The 23,122-nt window shown below is 40.9% G+C and carries 12 protein-coding genes and 1 CRISPR repeat array; of the genes, 5 read left to right on the forward strand and 7 right to left on the reverse strand.

Going from position 1 to position 23,122, the window contains the following annotated elements:
• Positions 1-12 precede the first annotated feature (12 nt).
• The 5 genes from CVD23_RS10830 (at position 13) to CVD23_RS10850 (ending at position 6,763) form a co-directional block, all read left to right on the forward strand.
• Positions 13-2,037, forward strand: coding sequence for a molybdopterin-dependent oxidoreductase (locus tag CVD23_RS10830; protein WP_101666015.1), 2,025 nt, complete (start codon positions 13-15; stop codon positions 2,035-2,037).
• The gene (locus CVD23_RS10835) at positions 2,030-2,572 is read left to right on the forward strand and encodes a 4Fe-4S dicluster domain-containing protein (protein WP_101666016.1); all 543 of its coding nucleotides are present in this window, start codon (positions 2,030-2,032) and stop codon (positions 2,570-2,572) included. The genes CVD23_RS10830 and CVD23_RS10835 overlap by 8 nt, the downstream gene beginning before the upstream one ends.
• A 183-nt stretch (positions 2,573-2,755) precedes the next feature.
• Positions 2,756-3,748 carry a LacI family DNA-binding transcriptional regulator gene (locus CVD23_RS10840; protein ID WP_101666017.1) on the forward strand — a complete coding sequence of 331 codons (993 nt, stop codon included), beginning with the start codon at positions 2,756-2,758 and terminating at the stop codon, positions 3,746-3,748.
• Between the two features lie 102 nt (positions 3,749-3,850).
• Positions 3,851-5,260, forward strand: a complete 1,410-nt coding sequence (locus CVD23_RS10845; protein WP_101666018.1) for a sucrose-specific PTS transporter subunit IIBC — start codon at positions 3,851-3,853, stop codon at positions 5,258-5,260.
• A gap of 60 nt (positions 5,261-5,320) precedes the next feature.
• Positions 5,321-6,763, forward strand: coding sequence for a glycoside hydrolase family 32 protein (locus CVD23_RS10850; protein WP_101666019.1), 1,443 nt, complete (start codon positions 5,321-5,323; stop codon positions 6,761-6,763).
• A 134-nt stretch (positions 6,764-6,897) separates the two neighbouring features.
• Positions 6,898-14,517: a CRISPR direct-repeat array (repeat unit 32 nt; unit sequence ATTTCAATCCACGCATCCATGTAGGATGCGAC).
• Between the two features lie 168 nt (positions 14,518-14,685).
• On the opposite strand, the gene cas2 is transcribed toward CVD23_RS10850, so the two are convergent.
• From cas2 to CVD23_RS10885, 7 genes are all read right to left on the reverse strand, one after another.
• Complete coding sequence (gene cas2 / locus CVD23_RS10855; RefSeq protein WP_101666020.1) at positions 14,686-14,976, reverse strand: CRISPR-associated endonuclease Cas2; 291 nt, start codon at positions 14,974-14,976, stop codon at positions 14,686-14,688.
• 9 nt (positions 14,977-14,985) lie between these two features.
• Positions 14,986-16,017 (reverse strand): type I-C CRISPR-associated endonuclease Cas1c, encoded by a 1,032-nt coding sequence (cas1c, locus tag CVD23_RS10860; protein WP_101666021.1) that lies wholly within the window; start codon positions 16,015-16,017, stop codon positions 14,986-14,988.
• On the reverse strand, positions 16,014-16,673 hold the full coding sequence (gene cas4, locus CVD23_RS10865; protein WP_101666038.1) for a CRISPR-associated protein Cas4: 660 nt from the start codon (positions 16,671-16,673) through the stop codon (positions 16,014-16,016). Before cas4 ends, cas1c begins: the two co-directional genes overlap by 4 nt.
• Positions 16,663-17,526, reverse strand: a complete 864-nt coding sequence (gene cas7c / locus CVD23_RS10870; protein WP_101666022.1) for a type I-C CRISPR-associated protein Cas7/Csd2 — start codon at positions 17,524-17,526, stop codon at positions 16,663-16,665. The genes cas4 and cas7c overlap by 11 nt, the downstream gene beginning before the upstream one ends.
• Before the next feature lie 17 nt (positions 17,527-17,543).
• The gene (gene cas8c / locus CVD23_RS10875; RefSeq protein ID WP_101666023.1) at positions 17,544-19,442 is read right to left on the reverse strand and encodes a type I-C CRISPR-associated protein Cas8c/Csd1; all 1,899 of its coding nucleotides are present in this window, start codon (positions 19,440-19,442) and stop codon (positions 17,544-17,546) included.
• Positions 19,443-20,159: a type I-C CRISPR-associated protein Cas5c gene (gene cas5c, locus CVD23_RS10880; RefSeq protein ID WP_101666024.1), complete on the reverse strand. Its 717-nt coding sequence runs from the start codon at positions 20,157-20,159 to the stop codon at positions 19,443-19,445.
• 205 nt (positions 20,160-20,364) lie between these two features.
• Entirely contained in the window at positions 20,365-22,794 is a 2,430-nt protein-coding gene (locus CVD23_RS10885) for a CRISPR-associated helicase/endonuclease Cas3 (protein ID WP_101666025.1), read from the reverse strand.
• Positions 22,795-23,122 lie beyond the last annotated feature (328 nt).

The following is a 23,122-nucleotide window of genomic DNA, read 5'->3' on the forward strand; positions in this document are numbered from 1 at the left end:
ATGGTGGTGGAAATGGAGACTTCAATCTATCGCAATACTTGTCCGCGGAATTGTTTTGGAACATGCAGCATTTTGTCATACGTCGAAAATGGAAAACTAATAAAAGTAAGCGGTGACCCGAAGCACGGTTATACACAGGGAAGACTGTGCGCCAAAGGATATGCATACACACAATATGTGTATAATCCGTCCCGCTTAAAATATCCGATTTTGCAAATGCCGCGCGGGTCCGGGAACTGGCAAAGAATCTCCTGGGATCAAGCATACACAATCATTGCTGAAAAACTGCTTGAACTATATAACCGATATGGATCAAACCTGGCAGCCGGTTACAATAAATTCTCCGGGAATTTAGGAATGCTTCATTATGCAGTCGAAGGAATGTTTAATGGTATCGGCCCGCATACAAAACCGATCGGAAATATTTGTGCATCATCCGGGCTTCAGGCAGTAAAAGCCTCTTTTGGCCATGTGGTCAGCCCTAATCCAGAACATATGGCAGGCGCAAAATTAATCGTGATCTGGGGAGCTAATCCAGCTGCAACGAACATTCACCAAATGAAATTTATTTTTCAAGCAAAGCAAAAGGGTGCCAAGATAGTCGTCATTGATCCAATCTTAACTGAAACAGCCGTCAAAGCGGATCTTTATATTCAAATTAAACCTGGAACAGACGCTTTGCTTGCGTTAGGAATCGCAAAGCTGTTGATTCAACGCAGCTGTTCAGAGGATTTTAGTCCGGGCAACACAGTCGGCTGGAAAAAATTCAAAAATTACGTTATGACTCGAATAGCACTTGACTCAGTATGCCGGGAGACAGGCATTAAATTGGAGGCAATAGAAGAGCTTGCACGGTTGTACGCCACGATTAAACCTGCTGCGACCTGGAGCGGTTTGGGCATGCAGCGCAATGAAAATGGCAGAGATAGCATTCAAGCCATTAACTCTTTGGTTGCGATGACCGGGAATCTCGACATACCCAATGGCGGAGCGTATTTTATGCATGATGACATTGACGATTTTCCATTGGCACTATCGAATCATCCAGAAAAAAAACACCCTTATGTTGAAGCTTCCCGTTGTATCAATAATATTGATTTTGCTTTAAGCGCGAATAATCTTGATGATCCGCCTTTAAAATTTTTGTGGATTGCTTCCCGGAGCCCGTTTTCACAAGACCTGAATATAAAAGATTGGGAAGAACTATTTAAGAGGCTGGAATTAATTGTCACGGTTGACTTATATATGACGAAGACAGCCAAGTATTCCGACCTTGTTTTGCCGGCTGCGAGCCATTTTGAAGAGGATGATCTTCATGTAAGCTATTGGCATCACTGGTTATCCATTAATCAAAAGGCTATCTCGCCTTACTTTGAGGCAAAAAGTGACCTGCAGATTGCCCGGGAATTAACAAGAAAGCTAAATGAACTTTCACCCGGGTTTTCAACATTCCCTGCGGAACTTGAACCTGTTGACTGGATTAATAAGGAACTGACACCAGATATTAAAGATCTCTATTCATTAAACAGCTATGAAGACTTGCTGGCAGCGCCGCATTTCCGAAAAAAAGAATATGAAGTACCAGCCAAAAAAGAAAGATTTTATTTTTATTCGCCTGATCTGGAAAGTAACTTATTTTCCCGGCCATCCGAGTATCAATCTGACGAAGATTGCTCTTATCCATTCAGGCTTTTATCACCGCAATCTTTGCTGAAAATTCATTCGCAATATGAGTCATTAACCTGGTTAAACCCGGAGCCGGAAGAAACGATTGTTGAGATCAACGACGAAGCTGCATTCGAAAAAGGCATCAAAGAAGGAACTTTCGTATCTGTTTATAATAAGTATGGTTCGGTAAAAGCGAAAGCCACCTTAAATCCATACCTCCCTATCGGTATTGTCCGTGTCAATCAAACCAGCGATAACTCAATTAACCAACTAATCGTTAATCATCTTCCGGCGGTCAGGAGCCAATCCAGTTCGAATTTTTATGATAGCCATGTGGATGTTATGAGATGGGATGAGACATATGAATAAACAAATTGGATTTGTTTTTAATGCAGATATTTGTTTGGGATGTAAAGCTTGCGAAATTGCCTGTCGAAATGAAAACCATACTGACGGGTCGATACGCTGGCGGAAAGTTTCAAAGCTTTCAAAGGAGATCCATCTTTCCATTTCATGCAATCATTGCAACAGCCCCGAGTGCTTCAGGGTGTGTCCTGAAAACGCGTTTGCGAAACGCCATGACGGGATTGTCCTAATCGATTCAAACCTTTGCAATGGCTGCGGTTTATGTGTATCTGCTTGTCCTTACTGTGCACCGCAATTTGATTATGAGAGGCAAAAAGTAAGCAAATGTCAAATGTGCTATCCCCGCCAGGATAAAGGCCTTCCCCCTGCCTGCGTTGAAGCTTGCTCAACAGGCGCATTAAATATAGTGAATATGGAGAGATTTACGGACCAGCGTGCGGTGCAAACAATTGAAGGTTTTCCTGATATTCGCATCACACAGCCATCAATTGTTTTCTATCCTGCAAAGCCGAGAAAAAGATATTTTATTGAGCACTAGAAAAATATGATTCTATTTTTACGAAGTGACCGCTGCTTTTACAGCAATTAGGCTGGTTTAAGGCTGCGGTTATTGTTGTTTAGTCCAGAAATAGACAATGACTTTCGCACGATAAACCATTTAAAAAGAAGGAAATCTTTTATACAATAAAATCTGAATAATTCTTTCTTAGGGGGATTTTTTTTGATTACAATTAATGCTATTGCAGAGCGGGCCGGCGTGTCCCGGACAACAGTCTCCCGGGTATTGAATAGTTCGGGTTATGTCAGCGAGGAGGCCCGGAAGCGGGTTCTTGCGGTTATCGAGGAAACAGGTTATGTTCCAAACGAATATGCCAAATCACTGCGCACAAAAAAAACGAAAGTGGTTGGTGTCGTGCTGCCGAAAATCAGTACTGAAACAGCAAGCAGGCTTGTGGATGGCATAGATAAAATCCTTGCAGATGAGGGCTATCAAATCCTGCTTACCAATACCAATCTTGAGCCCGAAAAAGAAATTGAATACTTAAAACTGCTGAAAAGCCGAAATGTTGATGGTGTAATCCTTTCCGCGACGAATATAAATGATGAACTGCTTAAAGAAATAGAGAACCTGAATATTCCATTTGTCGCAGTCGGACAGGAAATACCAGATGTATCTACTGTAGTCTTCGACGACTTTTATGCGGCCAAAGAAATGGCGGAATTGCTGATCAATCGAGGACATCAAAAAATTGCTTTTATCGGCGTAGACCCGGCAGACCGATCGGTGGGGCATTCCCGCAAGGATGGTTACCTGGCTGCTTTAAAGGAACACGATCTGCCAATCGTGGATGACTGGCAGCAAACAGGTATTTTTGACGTTGAGTCAGGTTATAAGGCAATGAAAACAATTTTGGAAAAAGCAACAGAACGACCAACTGCCGTGCTGGCAGTTACGGATAGATTGGCTGTTGGTGCGATGCAATACTTAAAGGAATCTGGTTACCGCATCCCGGAAAATATTGCAGTAGCGGGAATGGGTGCCTCCGAGATGTCCAAATACGTTTCGCCTTCCTTAACCACAATGGATTTTAACTATGAAAGAGCCGGGGAAGAAGCGGCACGGCAGATTTTAAATAAAATTAACAGGCCCGGAGAAGAAAAAGAAAAAAAAATCGTGTTAAACTATCGAATTATTAAAAGAAACAGTATATAATAGGGTGTGTAATCGGTTCCATAGCTAATCAACTTCGATCGATTACATATTTTTTACTTCGATGTGTAATCGATTCCACAAAATTTAATTGAGGTGAACAAAATGTCGGAAAACCGTAAAATCGCTGAGGAGCTTATTCAAGCTATCGGTGGAGAAGAAAATATTGTCTCGGTTGCCCACTGTGCTACTCGTTTACGACTCATGGTCAATGACAAAGAAAAGATTGACCAGTCAAAAGTAGAATGCATTGACAAGGTTAAAGGTGCTTTCTTTAACTCAGGCCAGTACCAGGTTATTTTTGGGACTGGAACCGTTAACCGCATCTATGAAGAGGTAACAAGCCTTGGTTTGGAAGGGTCGTCTAAAGCTGAACAGGCTAAAGAAGCAGCGAAAAGCGGCACCTTCCTTCAGCGGGCAATCCGTTCCTTCGGCGATGTGTTCGTGCCGATCATTCCTGCCCTTGTCGCAACCGGTTTATTCATGGGGCTTCGCGGCCTTGTTCTTCAGGAAGAAATACTGGCTTTATTTGGAATGACACCTGATGATATTTCCGAGAATTTTATTCTATTTACGCAAATATTAACGGATACTGCGTTTATCTTCCTGCCTGCTCTTGTCGCATGGTCGACGTTCAGAGTATTTGGCGGAACACCGACAATTGGACTTATTTTGGGTTTGATGCTTGTCAGCCCAGCACTGCCAAATGCATGGGGAGTAGCTGGCGGTGACGTGCAGCCACTTGAATTTTTTGGATTTATTCCGGTAGTTGGTTACCAGGGCTCAGTCCTTCCTGCCTTTATCGCAGGGATTATCGGTGCAAAGCTGGAGAGGCAAATCCGCAAACGGGTCCCTGAAGCTTTGGATTTAATCGTCACACCATTTTTAACATTACTGATCATGATTACACTGGCCTTATTTATGATTGGACCAATTTTTCATAGTCTGGAAAACATTATTTTGGACGGTACCGTTGCAGTTCTCTCCTGGCCACTCGGAATTAGCGGGTTGCTGATCGGAGGCTTGAACCAGCTCATCGTTGTAACCGGTGTCCATCACATTTTTAACTTACTTGAAATTCAGCTGCTTGAAGAGTTTGGAAACAATCCTTACAACGCAATTATCACTTGTTCTGTTGCAGCACAAGGCGGAGCCGCTTTGGCGGTTGGTTTAAAAACAAAATCTGCTAAATTAAAGGCTCTTGCCCTGCCGTCTTCTTTATCAGCTTTCCTCGGAATTACCGAACCAGCCATTTTCGGTGTAAATTTGCGCTATGGCAAGCCGTTTATCATGGGATTAATCGGCGGAGCTGCCGGCGGGCTTGTGTCCTCCCTACTCGGCCTTAAAGCAACAGGAATGGCGATTACCGTAATTCCGGGTACTTTGTTGTACTTAAACGGGCAAATACTGCTGTACATTTTAGTAAACTTAATCGCCATCGGCCTCGCATTCGCACTGACATGGATGTTCGGATACACAGATAAAATGAAGGAAGAAATCGAGCAAAAAGGCTAATAAAAAATCAAAGACAGGCTAACCAATCATGCCTGTCTTTTATTCGTAAGGAGCTTCAATATGACTTATCACGAAAAACAACTAATGGAAAAAGTGTATAAAGAGATAGAGACATTTAAGAATACAGTTAATAGTGACCCCCATCGGTTAACGTATCATCTTATGCCGCCTGTCGGCCTTTTGAATGATCCAAATGGGCTTATCCAATATAAGGGCGTTTATCACGTTTTTTATCAATGGAATCCATTTGATGTCGGGCACGGCGCCAAGTTTTGGGGCCACTACACTTCAGAGGATTTAGTGCATTGGCGAGAAGAACCAATTGCTCTTGCCCCCAGTGAGTGGTATGAGAAAAACGGTTGCTATTCCGGAAGTGCGATTAAGCATGGTAACAAACTTATCTTATTTTACACAGGAAATGTGAAAGACGAACACGATCAGCGGCAAACTTACCAATGTATGGCCGTTTCACGCGATGGTATCCATTTTGATAAAAAAGGGCTGGTAATCGAGCTTCCGCAAGGGTACACAGCACACTTCCGCGATCCAAAGGTTTGGAAAAAAGATGATATGTGGTACATGATTCTCGGTGCCCAGACCCTTTCAGAACAAGGTGCGGCTGTGTTATTCTCTTCCAACGACCTTAATGAATGGAAGCATCTTGGCATTATTGCCGGGTCTGGCATGAATGGATTAAGTGAATTCGGCTATATGTGGGAATGTCCTGATTTGTTTGAGTTAGACGGGAAAGATGTCCTCCTTGTCTCTCCGCAAGGACTTGAGCCGGAAGGAAACTTATTCAACAATCTTTTTCAGTCCGGCTATTTTATTGGCAGCCTGGACTATGCTGCACCAGCTTTCCAGCACGGTACTTTTACCGAGCTCGATCGCGGCTTTGATTTTTATGCGCCGCAGACAATGCTTGATGCAAAAGGAAGAAGGATTATGTACGGCTGGATGGGGATGACCGATGAAAATGAACCTTTTCAGCCGACCGTCGACCACCAGTGGATTCATGCTTTGACATTGCCGCGGGAACTGAAGTTGAAAAACGATAAGCTCATCCAACAACCAGTTGAAGAATTGCAGCTGCTTCGGAATCAGCCGGTCACCCATTTAGATGCTGAAATACATGGTGATGTTGCTTTTGACGAAATTGGCGGAAGGTCAGTTGAACTGATCCTGAACTTTAAAAAGTTTGAAGCAGAAACTTTTAAAATCAAATTGCGAAATAACTCAACCCTTGTTTACCATACAGGTTCGAAACAGCTGATTTTGGAAAGAAAAAACTTCAAAGACGGGACGATAGAACAACGCGCCTGTCATTTAGATACGCTTTGCAAGCTGCAGATCTTTCTCGATACTTCGTCTATCGAAATTTTTGTCAATGATGGGGAAGAAGTTTTTACAGCGAGATATTTTCCCGATGTTGAGGACGAAAGTATCAGCTTTTTTTCAAATGGCAAAGTTGTTTGTGATTTAGAGAAGTGGATGATTGGATAGAAATAACTGTAAAGGCCTCACCTGACTTGTTGGGCGGGGCCTTTTCGTGGATTATTGTCCTATCAAAATAAGTTCACTTATCCATATCACATGAGCATTCCTCATGTTAAACTATCCAAAGATTCAAAAGTTCAATTTTAATCCACGCATCCATGTAGGATGCGACTTTAGATACCGCCCGAAGGCTTTTAATCACAGGCATTTCAATCCACGCATCCATGTAGGATGCGACTTGAGCAAACCAACTCCGACGGTGACGACGAAATTATTTCAATCCACGCATCCATGTAGGATGCGACACTTTTGATTCTGGCCTCAATTGTATTACAGGACGTATTTCAATCCACGCATCCATGTAGGATGCGACATCTGAATGAGCACATAGCCTAATCCCGCGTTTTATTTCAATCCACGCATCCATGTAGGATGCGACGGAAGATTCTCTACGATCCGGGATAAAAGAACTATTTCAATCCACGCATCCATGTAGGATGCGACTGTTGCTCGGACTACATACGCAATGTACGAACAAGATTTCAATCCACGCATCCATGTAGGATGCGACCGGTCAGGATGGACCGCAGCTGCGTGGACTTCCATTTCAATCCACGTATCCATGTAGGATGCGACGTCATGGTCGGTGACTATCACGCTGCAGACAACTCATTTCAATCCACGCATCCATGTAGGATGCGACCGTTTGACACAAACAATTGGGATTACAAAGCACAATTTCAATCCACGCATCCATGTAGGATGCGACACCAAACAGCTCTACTTGAAGCCTATGACTATCCATTTCAATCCACGCATCCATGTAGGATGCGACTTTATCTTCTGACAACTGATACATATTTTCAGATTTCAATCCACGCATCCATGTAGGATGCGACAGGTTAACCTGGTAATCGATGAATTGTATCAAGTTATTTCAATCCACGCATCCATGTAGGATGCGACCTTAGCGAATACTGGATGGCAGCTTGGTATTGTCATTTCAATCCACGCATCCATGTAGGATGCGACCATGGGCTGTGCAAATGATCTGAGGCATGGAGCTATTTCAATCCACGCATCCATGTAGGATGCGACATGAGGGCTCTACAGGATATCGGCCGCCATCTTGATTTCAATCCACGCATCCATGTAGGATGCGACTACAATCTCGAAACCTATCAAAACATCGTACTGATTTCAATCCACGCATCCATGTAGGATGCGTCATTAAAGTAAGCTTTGCGTTGTCCGTTTGCTGATATTTCAATCCACGCATCCATGTAGGATGCGACTTCAACCATCACAGCTTTTTCTTCATCACTTAAATTTCAATCCACGCATCCATGTAGGATGCGACATTAAAGGGTTAAAGATAAAACATAACAGATGGATTTCAATCCACGCATCCATGTAGGATGCGACCCAAACTAATCTCATGTATTAGATCAGGCTCTAATTTCAATCCACGCATCCATGTAGGATGCGACTCATACTCCACATCATCCACAAAGGACAACAATATTTCAATCCACGCATCCATGTAGGATGCGACCGAGCTTTTTTCGCGCTGAATTGCGTGCTTTTTTATTTCAATCCACGCATCCATGTAGGATGCGACCCGCAAAAATGGCATTTACACCATATTGAGGTATTTCAATCCACGCATCCATGTAGGATGCGACTAAAATGGTCAAACACGATGATGGAGGCGCATCCTATTTCAATCCACGCATCCATGTAGGATGCGACGAGCATTGTGATATTGGTACGATAGGCGGTATTATTTCAATCCACGCATCCATGTAGGATGCGACAATAACGGAAGCTATTGGGAAACTGAGTGCAACGAATTTCAATCCACGCATCCATGTAGGATGCGACCCAATCAACTAGACATTTAAGAGCGCCATTTTCCATTTCAATCCACGCATCCATGTAGGATGCGACACAGGTAATAATGATTTGGCATTTGAGATGATTATTTCAATCCACGCATCCATGTAGGATGCGACAGATTTTACAGTAATTGATGGAGGTTCTAATTAATATTTCAATCCACGCATCCATGTAGGATGCGACGCGAAGAAATCCACCAATACGCATTACACAGAATATTTCAATCCACGCATCCATGTAGGATGCGACCCATTTATTATCGTCTATTTGATCGCGGATCCGATTTCAATCCACGCATCCATGTAGGATGCGACGCTATGTTATATCCTGACACTTCATCATGAGGGAAATTTCAATCCACGCATCCATGTAGGATGCGACCATCATCAGTGATAATGGTAAGTTGATCAGAACTATTTCAATCCACGCATCCATGTAGGATGCGACAGAATGCAACAACAAGTTCGAGGCGAATGGCAAAATTTCAATCCACGCATCCATGTAGGATGCGACCAGAATAGACCGTTGCAAATCTTGGGAGAGTGGAGATTTCAATCCACGCATCCATGTAGGATGCGACGTCTAGGTCAGACAAGAAATGCACAACGGATCCTATTTCAATCCACGCATCCATGTAGGATGCGACGGCGATCCTGGCGCAATAGTATCTATAACACTCATTTCAATCCACGCATCCATGTAGGATGCGACCGCCATCATTCAGCCGAGATTAAACAGCATTTCTATTTCAATCCACGCATCCATGTAGGATGCGACTATACGAACATGTGTTTTATTTCAAGTTGTTTTCAATTTCAATCCACGCATCCATGTAGGATGCGACGAGAAAAATTCATACGGTTATTTATGACAGTATATTTCAATCCACGCATCCATGTAGGATGCGACTCTTATCCTTGCAAGTGGTATAATAAGAGTAGTAGATTTCAATCCACGCATCCATGTAGGATGCGACGATAATGATACAAGAATCGTAATAAACAAGGTTTTATTTCAATCCACGCATCCATGTAGGATGCGACATCTCTGCCCACGATCGTTTTTTCGGTACGGAAAATTTCAATCCACGCATCCATGTAGGATGCGACAAGCTATTTCTGTTTATACCCAGAGTATGACAGATATTTCAATCCACGCATCCATGTAGGATGCGACAAGCAAAATGCTAAATCACCTGAACTTACAGACATTTCAATCCACGCATCCATGTAGGATGCGACACGAGTAATTTAACGCGCATTTCGTGGATGATGTATTTCAATCCACGCATCCATGTAGGATGCGACTGCCATCGAAGGAGGTGATCCGGGTTGACTACAGAATTTCAATCCACGCATCCATGTAGGATGCGACGGTAGAAGTGGGTAACTTAAAAACCGATCTAATATTTCAATCCACGCATCCATGTAGGATGCGACGACGGTATGGAGTCGATAACCTGGATGCAGACGAGATTTCAATCCACGCATCCATGTAGGATGCGACCTGCATGCTAATTGATAAGCTGTGATGATTGAAGTATTTCAATCCACGCATCCATGTAGGATGCGACCAGCGGTTCCCTTTTTGACCAAAGTTGAAATTGTATTTCAATCCACGCATCCATGTAGGATGCGACAGTTCCTCAATTTGTCTCTCACCTTTAATGTGTCATTTCAATCCACGCATCCATGTAGGATGCGACTATTAACAACAAGCCAAACGATTACTGCAAACGATTTCAATCCACGCATCCATGTAGGATGCGACAATTTTGTTTGTAACTTATGATGGCCGACCAATGATTTCAATCCACGCATCCATGTAGGATGCGACCGCGTCCGGACCAAAATAAAGATAAGGCATGAATATTTCAATCCACGCATCCATGTAGGATGCGACCTGATATTAAACTAGAACAATCACAAACAGACTTTATTTCAATCCACGCATCCATGTAGGATGCGACTCAAACCAGTTATCATTTTCAAGCAAAACGAATTATTTCAATCCACGCATCCATGTAGGATGCGACAATTACAGAAGCTCCTTTATTATTCTCAAGCAATATTTCAATCCACGCATCCATGTAGGATGCGACAAGGCTTTATAAACTTCGTGGTGACAAATCACGTATTTCAATCCACGCATCCATGTAGGATGCGACGATCAGGTTTGCCGTAACAGTCGGGAGTATTGTTATTTCAATCCACGCATCCATGTAGGATGCGACGCTGTACCCGTAGCATTTGTTGCCCATGCCGTATGATTTCAATCCACGCATCCATGTAGGATGCGACTGTTTGGTAGTCAAAACCGTGTGTGTGTACTGTTTATTTCAATCCACGCATCCATGTAGGATGCGACCAATGTTTTCAGTCCGTTAAAAAATATTTTTTAAATTTCAATCCACGCATCCATGTAGGATGCGACTGAGTTGGGGGAAAAAATAATGGGTCACAAAATATTTCAATCCACGCATCCATGTAGGATGCGACAAAGGAGGTTAGCTTAATTGTCGTATCCAATAAAATTTCAATCCACGCATCCATGTAGGATGCGACAACGGTAGAAGTTCAAAAACAGCAGAGTTACGAGCATTTCAATCCACGCATCCATGTAGGATGCGACGATAGCTTCGTTGGATCCGGAAAAGGTTAGCTCCATTTCAATCCACGCATCCATGTAGGATGCGACTTCCCCAATAGATTGCATGCGCTAGTTTTTCTGAATTTCAATCCACGCATCCATGTAGGATGCGACAGAAGCTTGAGGCATTATGTGCCGGCATAAAAACATTTCAATCCACGCATCCATGTAGGATGCGACGTCGATGGTTCTGTCCGCGCAAATGTCGATGATGTATTTCAATCCACGCATCCATGTAGGATGCGACCTATATCATTACCCTCGGCCTAACCGCTAGGGTAATTTCAATCCACGCATCCATGTAGGATGCGACAATAATTTTCAGCAGCTTCATAAATTTTTGGATCATTTCAATCCACGCATCCATGTAGGATGCGACAAGCGAAAATAACAAAAATAGATGGAAATTATTCATTTCAATCCACGCATCCATGTAGGATGCGACGCAGATATTCGGATTATTATACAAATCCACAACGATTTCAATCCACGCATCCATGTAGGATGCGACATCGCATGGTTCCAGCTTCTTCAATCGGATTATTTATTTCAATCCACGCATCCATGTAGGATGCGACTTTCTTCTTTGCCGAACTTGTGAGTATACTGCATATTTCAATCCACGCATCCATGTAGGATGCGACGATCTACCAACAGCAGCACAACCAGCTATCACAATTTCAATCCACGCATCCATGTAGGATGCGACGTACGAGGAAGTTGATGAATTCACCGGTATGGAAATTTCAATCCACGCATCCATGTAGGATGCGACGGAGACGAAAAAACACGTCTTTTCAACGGTTCTATTTCAATCCACGCATCCATGTAGGATGCGACAACTATGGTATTATGATCGTCCGGATTGGGATGATTTCAATCCACGCATCCATGTAGGATGCGACCTTATTTTGTTCAGAATAATGGATGAGATATTCACATTTCAATCCACGCATCCATGTAGGATGCGACACTCGTTTTCATTGCTGGTCCATGCCAAATAGGAATTTCAATCCACGCATCCATGTAGGATGCGACAATAGGTTGTCTTTTTTATTGCCCATAAGGAGGTATTTCAATCCACGCATCCATGTAGGATGCGACCGTCACATTAGATGGGACTGTAAAAGCCATACATATTTCAATCCACGCATCCATGTAGGATGCGACCACTGGTCCAACAGGGCCACAAGGTCCAGCAGGTATTTCAATCCACGCATCCATGTAGGATGCGACGAATTAGTTTCGCTTATAAAAATGGGTGATTCGGATTTCAATCCACGCATCCATGTAGGATGCGACCGGATAGCTGCAACTGTAACGCTTGCTACAGCGATTTCAATCCACGCATCCATGTAGGATGCGACTGCAAAATAGTCTCAATCTCAAATAATCTGTTATATTTCAATCCACGCATCCATGTAGGATGCGACTCAGTCACCAGTTACGGAAAGATGGGTCGATGAATTTCAATCCACGCATCCATGTAGGATGCGACCAGGACATGGCGGCACGGATCCAGGAGCAGTGGATTTCAATCCACGCATCCATGTAGGATGCGACCGGGTGCATCATCTTATCAGGAGGGATATTCGGTATTTCAATCCACGCATCCATGTAGGATGCGACGGGTATATCAAGTATCTACTTCTGCTACTACAGCATTTCAATCCACGCATCCATGTAGGATGCGACAGAGATTGCTGGAAACTATTTTATAAAGGAAATATTTCAATCCACGCATCCATGTAGGATGCGACAGTATCGCTTGATTGATAGTTGCTACCGAAGGGATATTTCAATCCACGCATCCATGTAGGATGCGACGGTTACAGAAGAACATGCTTTCATGAGATTTATATTTCAATCCACGCATCCATGTAGGATGCGACTGATAATCTGCGGCTGTTTGCTTGTTTGTTTCTATTTCAATCCACGCATCCATGTAGGATGCGACCCAGACCGCAACAACTGTTCTAAATACTGTTCTTATTTCAATCCACGCATCCATGTAGGATGCGACCAAGCCCGTGTTCAAATATGCAGCAGAGGAAGTAATTTCAATCCACGCATCCATGTAGGATGCGACATTTCCGTGATCATAAAGGGCGCCTTCAAAAAGATTTCAATCCACGCATCCATGTAGGATGCGACAGGTAATCCTCGGCAATCTTATAAGCTTTTGGATCATTTCAATCCACGCATCCATGTAGGATGCGACCAGAGTAAAAAAGGACACAAATTATGTTGTTATATTTCAATCCACGCATCCATGTAGGATGCGACAATGCTTTTGCATCAGATGTGCCAGACTCAAAAATATTTCAATCCACGCATCCATGTAGGATGCGACTTTCCCTAAGTAATACAGTGGTGTATAGAACCCGATTTCAATCCACGCATCCATGTAGGATGCGACATGATCAGCTGGTGAAAAGTAAGTTGCTTAAAGTAATTTCAATCCACGCATCCATGTAGGATGCGACGTGCAAAAATCCCTTCACATACGCAACATTCAAGAATTTCAATCCACGCATCCATGTAGGATGCGACCTCCTGATAAGATGATGCACCCGACCGCGAGCCAATTTCAATCCACGCATCCATGTAGGATGCGACGAGGAGACCGAGGACACGAGACCGCGTGAGTCCAATTTCAATCCACGCATCCATGTAGGATGCGACGTCTAACCAAAGTTGATTGTGTAAAACTTCAGTTTATTTCAATCCACGCATCCATGTAGGATGCGACGGCGAATGCTGACACATATCAAAAAAGAATTGGAATTTCAATCCACGCATCCATGTAGGATGCGACGATATACTCGTTTTATCTCAATATAAATTGGAGATTTCAATCCACGCATCCATGTAGGATGCGACGTTACCTGTTCACCCTGAAAGTTATGCTGATGATATTTCAATCCACGCATCCATGTAGGATGCGACATCACGAACAACAGGATCGGGTAGACGGTACCAGATTTCAATCCACGCATCCATGTAGGATGCGACAAGGCAAAGACCAAAGGTGAGGTGCGGTATGAGAATTTCAATCCACGCATCCATGTAGGATGCGACTATCTCCTGTCACCGCGAAGCACATGAGAAAAAAATTTCAATCCACGCATCCATGTAGGATGCGACGGAAAGAGAACACAAAGGGAGTGAATCGAAAATATTTCAATCCACGCATCCATGTAGGATGCGACAGCGATTTTCGATCAAAAAAACCTAGTAATACCCAATTTCTGATCAAAAACACACTATTTTCTTTATTAAATAAAGAACTTAATAATAAAAAAAACAAATTTCGGTAATAACAGATAAAAATTTAGGTGCGAATGTTACTGGAAATTAATGTGCACTATATATTCGCACTAAAAAATTAAAGGATTCTCCAAATCGACTGATTCTTTCACACCAATGTGTTCTACCTTGGTCTTGTAATTATTTCCTAACTGATAGAATCTGAGACTATCCTTATCTTCATCAATAATAGAAGCAAGTTCTATTTTTAAAGTGGCAAATTGAGTGGCATCAATTATACATTCAAATACTGAATTTTGGACTCGTTGACCATAATTTTGACATATTTTTGAGACCTTCCGCAGCCTTTTTTGTCCTGCACTACTAACCGTACTAACATCATACGTAATTAATACTAACAAATGCGACACCTACTTCCATAAAAATGGTGGGTACTCATCTAAGTCATTACGTAAGTAACGGGCCAATAACAAAGCTTGTGCATGCGGTACTAATCCCCAGGGTATTTTTTCGCCAAGATATGGATGTGTTATCTTTTCTTGCTTTTTATTTTGCCACGCTGCTAAAAATTTCTTTCGAGCGTCATCTATCATAATAACTGCTCCATTTTCTTTTTTTAGAAAATCCTCTTTATTCAGAACTTTTTTGTTGATTAATGAAAGGACAAATCTATCGGCATATACACCTCGCAGCTCTTCCATGACGTCTAATGCCAAGGATACTCTCCCTGGCCGATCCCGATGTAAAAAACCGACATATGCATCCAGTCCAACACCCTCTAAAGCAGATGCCGTATCATTTGCTAATAAAGTATAAGCGAATGATAGCATAGCATTCACATTATCCAATGGCGGTCTTCGAGAACGGGAATGAAAATAAAAATCCTCATTTTGCTGCAATATCATTTGATTAAACAACTTATTGTAATTAATAGCAGCTTGTCCCTCAAATCCTCTTAGTCTTTCTAAATCTTCGCATACCCTTACCTCAAGAATAATGGAAGATAAATATTTCGAAACTTCTTTAAATTGCGCGACATCTATTCGCATCGGGTAATCCCTTGTCATTCTTTCGATGATCCATTTATTATTATAAATTTTTCCAACAATAAAGTTACGGGCAATTTTCGCTGACAGGCCTTCATCTTCTGACACACTATATTGTTTTTTCCTTAGAATGACGTTTCCCTTACTTTTACCAATAACTCGCGCAAGAAATCGTCCGTTCATCGTTAAAAATACTAATGAAATACTTCTATCTGCACAATACCCCATAAGTGCAGGGCTTGCCCCAGTATAGCCAAAGGTGACGATTGATTCTAAATTATGAAGTGGCAGCCTGCCCAACTTCTCCTGTTCCTTAAGCAGGACAATATTATCGCCATCTAACGATAAATATACGTCTGGTTGAGTAATAAATAACGTGTTAAGAAGTTTTTTCATTCATTTAACTTCCCTTCAATATAACTTTTTACTGAGCGTTTATTCATTAATTTTGGTAAACAGATATTTTGAAGGGAGCAATTTTTGCAAAAAGATCCTGTTTTCACTTTAGGTGTATGCTTTCGATCATAATAATTGTGCATTTCTTCGACAATGGCCCTAACTTTATTTTTATACTCTGTTGTTAGGGGTACTTCGACTCGGTGCTTTGTTTCATTATAAAACATGTAACCTATGTTTATTTCACAAAGTAACATTTCCTCTAAACACATAGCTTGTGCTGTTAATTGTAAAATATCCGAATCGTCGATTTTTGGTTTTCCTCGTTTATATTCGACTGGGTATGCAACGTATTTCCCCTCAGCATCAACTATTTCAACACCAGTATCATCTCTAATGAACTCTACTACATCACAAATACCTGTAATCTTAAGCTCATTTGACTTAACAGGCATTGCCCGCACAATGAGTTTATTTCCACGTTTCTCTCTAACAAATGGCTTATCAGCTTTTCGATGGAGATGCTGACCTTCCACCGTTTTAACGTTTTCTTCCCACTGCTGTTCAATGTGAATGAGAGCCCATTGGCGTTTACAAAATTGAAAATGCTGAATACCGGATAACATGAGATAGCTATCTTCATCATTATAGTCCATTAATGATTTCAAACCGCAAACCGTCTAATTCATTGACCGTGATGGTATAATCGTCGATTGTTTTTGGTTCTTCAACTTCACGGTTAATTTCCAGTAAACGATGTACCTTTGCAGAAGAGTATTGTCCTAGCTTTGAATTGTGCTCCCACCAGAAAACTTTATGAACTTCCATACTTCCATCAGGACGAGCTGCTGATATATCATTTTCAAATAAAGTGACAAGCGCATTTTTAATTTTTTCTGCATCCTCAAGTGTGAAGCCAGTCTTTTCTGCAAGTTGGGTGTTAATGCTTCCATAGAAAACATAAACGCCAAAATCGACACGATGCTTCATCCCCATTGTATCTGAACCTTTCTCCTTCCCTGGTTCAGAGTTAACACTTTTCGTAATTTGCATACTTGTAATATCAATAGGATCAACACTTGTTGCAGTATGAATAGATACCGGACCTCTCACGCCAACTGATACACCTGCTCCTGTACCAGTGCCTTTGAATGCAAAAACTTGGCCAAAGCTGCGAACATCTATCCATTCTTTGCATGCAATTGTTGCAAATTCATCACTAGAACTATTTTTTGATTTCAATATTTTTTCTAGTTCTGGATTAGCCTCTGCACGCTCTCTCAAACTTTTAAAATGATCTGCGTTTCTATCGTTGGACTGAACAAAAATAGATTCCTCCATGTCCTGAAGACGATTTCTAATTTTTCGTTTAATTGCAACGTCTGAAATTTCCCCATGGCCATCATAGTTTTGTCTCGGACGATTTCCATTTAGTGGATCCCCATTGGGGTTGGCCTTCGTTACGGATAATACAACAGCAAAATCAATTTTATGATCTAATATTGTCATCTTATTTTCTCCTCCTTTTAGTTAGATGCTGCCTGGTGTGCATCATTGTTTTCTTTTTTCTGATATAGTTCATGCCGTTGGCTATAAAAACCTAATAAATATTTTCCTGATAATGGTTTGTTATTAAAATCCGTAAAATCAATTTTTGAAGCCACTTCATCTATTAATTTCGATAAATATAATCCTTTTGTTCCTAGTCGTGCTTGATACGGCTGCAGGCTCTCCTGAATCGTTTTCCAAGCTCTTGCAGGATGCTGTGAAAAAGAATTCATATACCTAATCGCGTTACTGGCCCGTGATTCATCAGCACCCAGGGCACGTCTTTCCAAAACATCAGCAATTGCCAGTAAACGTCCGAATAAATAATCACGGTCATTATTTTCTGCATCTAATGCCACATTGTATCCCTCCTGTTTATTGATTAATGCACATGTAATGCTGAGTGTTTTTTCCCACTCCCACTTTTCCATTGATACAGGGTTGGAAGCCCTGTGAATCGCACTTTTGACGATGTCGGGAGGGATTTTTTTCTCGTCGATGATACATGGGAGCATCCTCTCCATGAGACCTTTGACGATCTTCTCATTCGCCCTTGGCCCATATGCAGCAAAAGCGATATCCTTCGTTGCCGGAGCCCCGTAAAATTGCACAAACTCATTTGCCTCATTTTTACGGTAGCGATGGACCCAGGCACAAGTCGTATGCCAGTTTTGCAGCCTGTTGAGATACATTTCTTTATCCAGATTGCGATAGTACAGGACGGCCAATCTGCCTGTCGTGGCCGAATCAAGAATGAGAATATTTACGTTGGCATTTGATGATAAATTATTTCTATAGCCATCAATCGCCTTTAATACTTCATTTGCAAATTCTCCATGTGTGTAAGACTTTATTTCTTTCTTTTCTAATGGGGTTAAACTCATTCCAAAGATTGATAAACTATCTTCTGCTGGATCAGGAATATCAAGTACATCATTCCCCCAGACCAGGAACACTCGCTGATCAATGGTTTTCCCCTGACGGTTAATAAGCCACTTCAGCGCATTATGGGCTTTTTGGGAAACCTCATAGCTTATGCTGGCTACTTCATTCGCCTTGTTAAATCTCCCTCTGAATGTAAAGCCGCTCGTGTCGTTTGCCGAGATCAATTTCGCTTTGTCCGCTGCATTTCTTATTTTGTTTGTATGCTTGTCAGTGGCTGGCTTCAATTCTCCTGTTACATAGCAATAATCATCACCACTTAAAAAACCTTTGTAAAAGCGGATGAAGGATTCATACATACCAGGATCCTTCCAGACCTTTGTTAAAATTTCATTCGGAGAATACACATTAAACCTTATAAAGGCACTTTCTTGACCACCTGTAACAGCCGAAAATATTGGAGGCTTTTCACCCAAGAACGCTTCAGCCTTTTTGTCCCAGGTGTCAATTAATCGACCATTGGCATCTACATGCAAAATTCCTGACTCTACTAGATCCTTTATTAATCGTTTTTTGCTTAAATACTTATAAATACTTTTTACTTTTGCAGTGCTATATGGCGATTTAGCCCATGCTTCTAGTTGTTTTATGTAATATGAGAAAGGCTCTTCTTTTTTAATGCTACCGCCATAAGCCACAAAATCTCCTGCCACATAGCTTAGTTTATCGTGAAGGGGATAAGGTGCTATTTTTGATCCAGCTCGGTTAGCTGAATCTTCTGTACATGGAATTAACGTGCTTGCATCGTTCTTATCAATAACTACCGCGGAATGAAATTCACCTTCTTCAGTTACTGATACTTCTACATGGGCATTTTGAGTGGTGTGGGAGATTGGCAGCAGTGTATATTCTTGGCCATTATATTTCTTTCCAATCTCACCAACCCGGTCCAAATTGGATTGATACGTCTCATACAAATTCAATAACCAGCTCATTTAATCACCCCCCTCTTCAAATTGTCTTAATAGTTCATCTGCGGATTCCACGTTTGAAGGATCGAAGTATTTCGGTTCCATATCTGTAATCTTGCGAACTTGCTTGCACTCATCCGGTCTTAGAAATTGAATAACCCCATTCTGCATCACCGGATTCCATAGACGCACTTCCATTTCGTTTCTACCCGTTTCATCAGGATAATTAATTCCATGAACCATGGTCCCTAAATGAATATTGCCATAATTATCATAGAACCCATCGCCTTCACCAAATACACATGGCTCCACATAACCCTGGCATTCCCTTGTGCCTAAAAAAATATCTCTGCGGCCCCCAGCGTTGAGGGAGCGCTTCAATATATTGTGATGTTTGTGTTCGTCACGATCAAAAGCCATATCTGGCCGGTGGGGATTAAAGATAAAATGAGCTTTGACCTGATAACGGACATCTTTCAGATATGTGTAATTGGCAAGCGTATTCCCGCCTCCATATTCAATCGGCCGGATGCCTTTTGATTCCATTTTGATTGGATTCATAATACGAACTTCATCTACTACCATTAACAGCGTGGGCTTCCAGTAGATTGATTCAACAATTCCCTTAAGCGCCTGATATGTAGGCACCTGATATGACAGCTTTTCCCCGCCCATCTTCATCAAAGGATCTGTAAATAGGGCATAATCACCAAACACTTCAAATTCAATAGAATTTCTCATTTCATTTCACCTCCTTTTTTTTTGATTTTTCCAACAATTTTATAATACCTTTTTCTTCCTACAAAATCAATAGAGTTTAATAATATATTATATGAAATTTATGAACTTTTTTTGAATATGATATAATAAAGCGTCGCTATCAATAGCGCGGATTGAAATATATATTATATGATTAAAAAACCTATCTTAAATGAAGATAGGTTTTTTAAAATATTGTTGACTTAAAACCGCTCTCATTATTAACATCTAAACCATATTCATCATTATATGCCCCTTCTTTCAAGGCTATAATTTTTCCGTCTAGATAGTACACAAGCCCGTCATTTTTAGCCAATTGTTCTTTTTCATAGTTAAATAGATTAACAGTATATTGCTGAGCTTTCCTTAATAAACGGGAGAGATCCTCAATCGATCTATTACTATTTAATTCAGCGATAATATCTTCGCCTTCTTCATATGGAACAATGACCGAGGTTGAGAGATCATCAATGACACGGAAATGCTCCGCCGCCGTTTGATAACTATTTACAATAAATAATGGGATGTCTTTTTTTCCGTTATTATAATAATAAGCCTGGCGATAGCTATTCTCATTTCTAGGAGCAGACAACAAATCTGTCATGTCCTTCTTTAGCTTTCTGATAAAGTAATTTAAGTCAGATTCAAATTCGTCATAGTACTCTTTAAAATATCTCTCCATCGCTTGTCTTGATAGAATATGTCCACCATGATTCCGCTCATCACGCTTCATATCAATAAAGATTCTTTTTGAAACTTGTTTTCCGACTTTGATTTCTTTTAATCGGCTTAAGTTTTCTCCCTCATGATCAATGACATAAACATTCTGGATTCCCATTTCCCCATGACGATTGCAGCGTCCTGCGGCTTGTGCAATAGAGTCAAGTCCTGCTAGCGAACGAATGACACATTCAAAGCTGACATCTACGCCTGCTTCAATGAGTTGGGTACTCACACAAACAATTTTATTGCCCTGTTTTAACTGCCATCTTACTTCATCTAAGATTTCTTTTCTATGTGCAGCACACATCGATGTGCTTAAATGATAAACCGGGATATCAGATTCTTTATTTTTCAATCGCGTATATAAATCTTTTACAACCGATTTTGTATTCAAAATGACTAATATGCTCTGTACCTCTTCTATTTTTGCCTCAATGAATTCAGTCAGCTTTTCACTGTTGAATGTTTGATCCGTTGCTAGATCGACTATTTCAACTCGCTTGAATGCATGAATAACTTGATCAAGTTTATTAATTATTTCTGCATCCTTATCGATTGCCAGCTTATGTTCTACAAAGTCCAATGCAGGCTGTGTTGCGGTACAAAGGACAATGCTTGTTTGCCCATATTCCTTTAAGAAGTTCAATGCGTCATTAAATAATGATACACAAGAAACCGGGACCTTTTGCACCTCGTCAAATATAATAACTGACTCACTTAAATTATGAAGCCTCCTAATATTCCTGCTTCCCTTGGCGTAGAAAACATTTAAAAACTGGACCATTGTAGTAAAAATAATTGGGGAATCCCAATTATCTTTGGCCAGCTTTAATTTTTGCTGCACACTCATCATGCCATCTCGATTCTCGTCGTCATCATTTGCATCTTCTATCACATTTGAATGATGCTCTAATATATTCGCGTCATCCTGTAAAATGTTCCTGACTTCTTCTGCATTTTGCTCAATGATCGTGGTAAAGGGAACGACATAGATGATTCGTTTTTTGTTATAAAGCTTGGCGTGTTTTAGTGCATATCTTAAACTTGCTAATGTTTTACCGCCTCCGGTCGGGATTGATAATGTATATATTCCCGATCGCTTTTCAGCAAAACGATCACATTGATCTGACATTTCTCTTCTTAAAAGATTAATTGGGGAATTTGCGTCGGGATGTTTATGAAATAATTGGATCTTATTTAATAATCTTTCGTAGTAAGTGACAAATAGTCCTTCATGATTAGCTTTGGATTCGTTAGTCTTATTTTCCTCAAACAGTCTAGTATTTGTCCGATCGGCATCAATTAGAGCACTAAAGATAAATTTAGTGAGAAACATTATTTTTTTCTCATTGCTTCCCGAAGCGTCTTTCAATAAAAAGTTCTCTAGCTCAACTGCAGCCCGATCAACATATTCAAAAAAATCATTCTCATTTATAACATGTTTAAAAAAATGTTCCTTAGTCTTTTCAAATTCAGTTAGCTCTTTATCACGAACTCTTTTTAAATAATTTGATTCTAACTCTGGATTAAAAAAATCTTGGAGATAAGAGTGGTGAGATATAATAGCATTTCCGACAATTTCAGCTACTACCGCTTTAAATTGAATGATATTTTTTTCATGATAAAGTTCATACAAAAGTTTCCCGCCTGCAGTGGAATGATCGACACTTCCTCTTTTAGGTGGAGAATCAGGATTACTTACTGCTTCCAATAAGTATTCTCTAAATTCAGTGGTATATTTGCCTAAATCATGGAGCATACCAGCAAGACCTGTTAAATGTTTTACGCCTAGCTTTTCGCCATAGGATTCTGCTAAATCTTTTGCTTCTAATAAATGCTGTTCAACGGTTTGTATCTGATTGTCACTTTCACGGATGTGAGCTATGTAGTTCATTTAATCCCACCCTCTTCTATTTACTTAAGTTTGCCAAACATAACTTTTTAAATAATAGCTTTTTTTGCAATTAAGAGCACATTCGCTTCTTGACTTAGGCATATCACTTGTACTAAGGATAAACAGAAGCTATTAAAACATTATTAAAAATAGCAGAAGTCATCCTTTAAGGTGATAATCTTCTGCTATTCTTGTTGTTATTCAATCGAGATAAAGCAGTAAACATACAATAATCTTTTATAATACTGCCAGTAATATATTCAAAAAACTAAAAATCACACTACAGTCTGGTGATTGGCCTTACGCAACCGTAAGACTGCTGCTATAA

Origin of the sequence: Bacillus sp. V33-4 (assembly GCF_002860225.1) — a bacterium.
Lineage (GTDB): Bacteria > Bacillota > Bacilli > Bacillales > Cytobacillaceae > Bacillus_BJ > Bacillus_BJ canaveralius.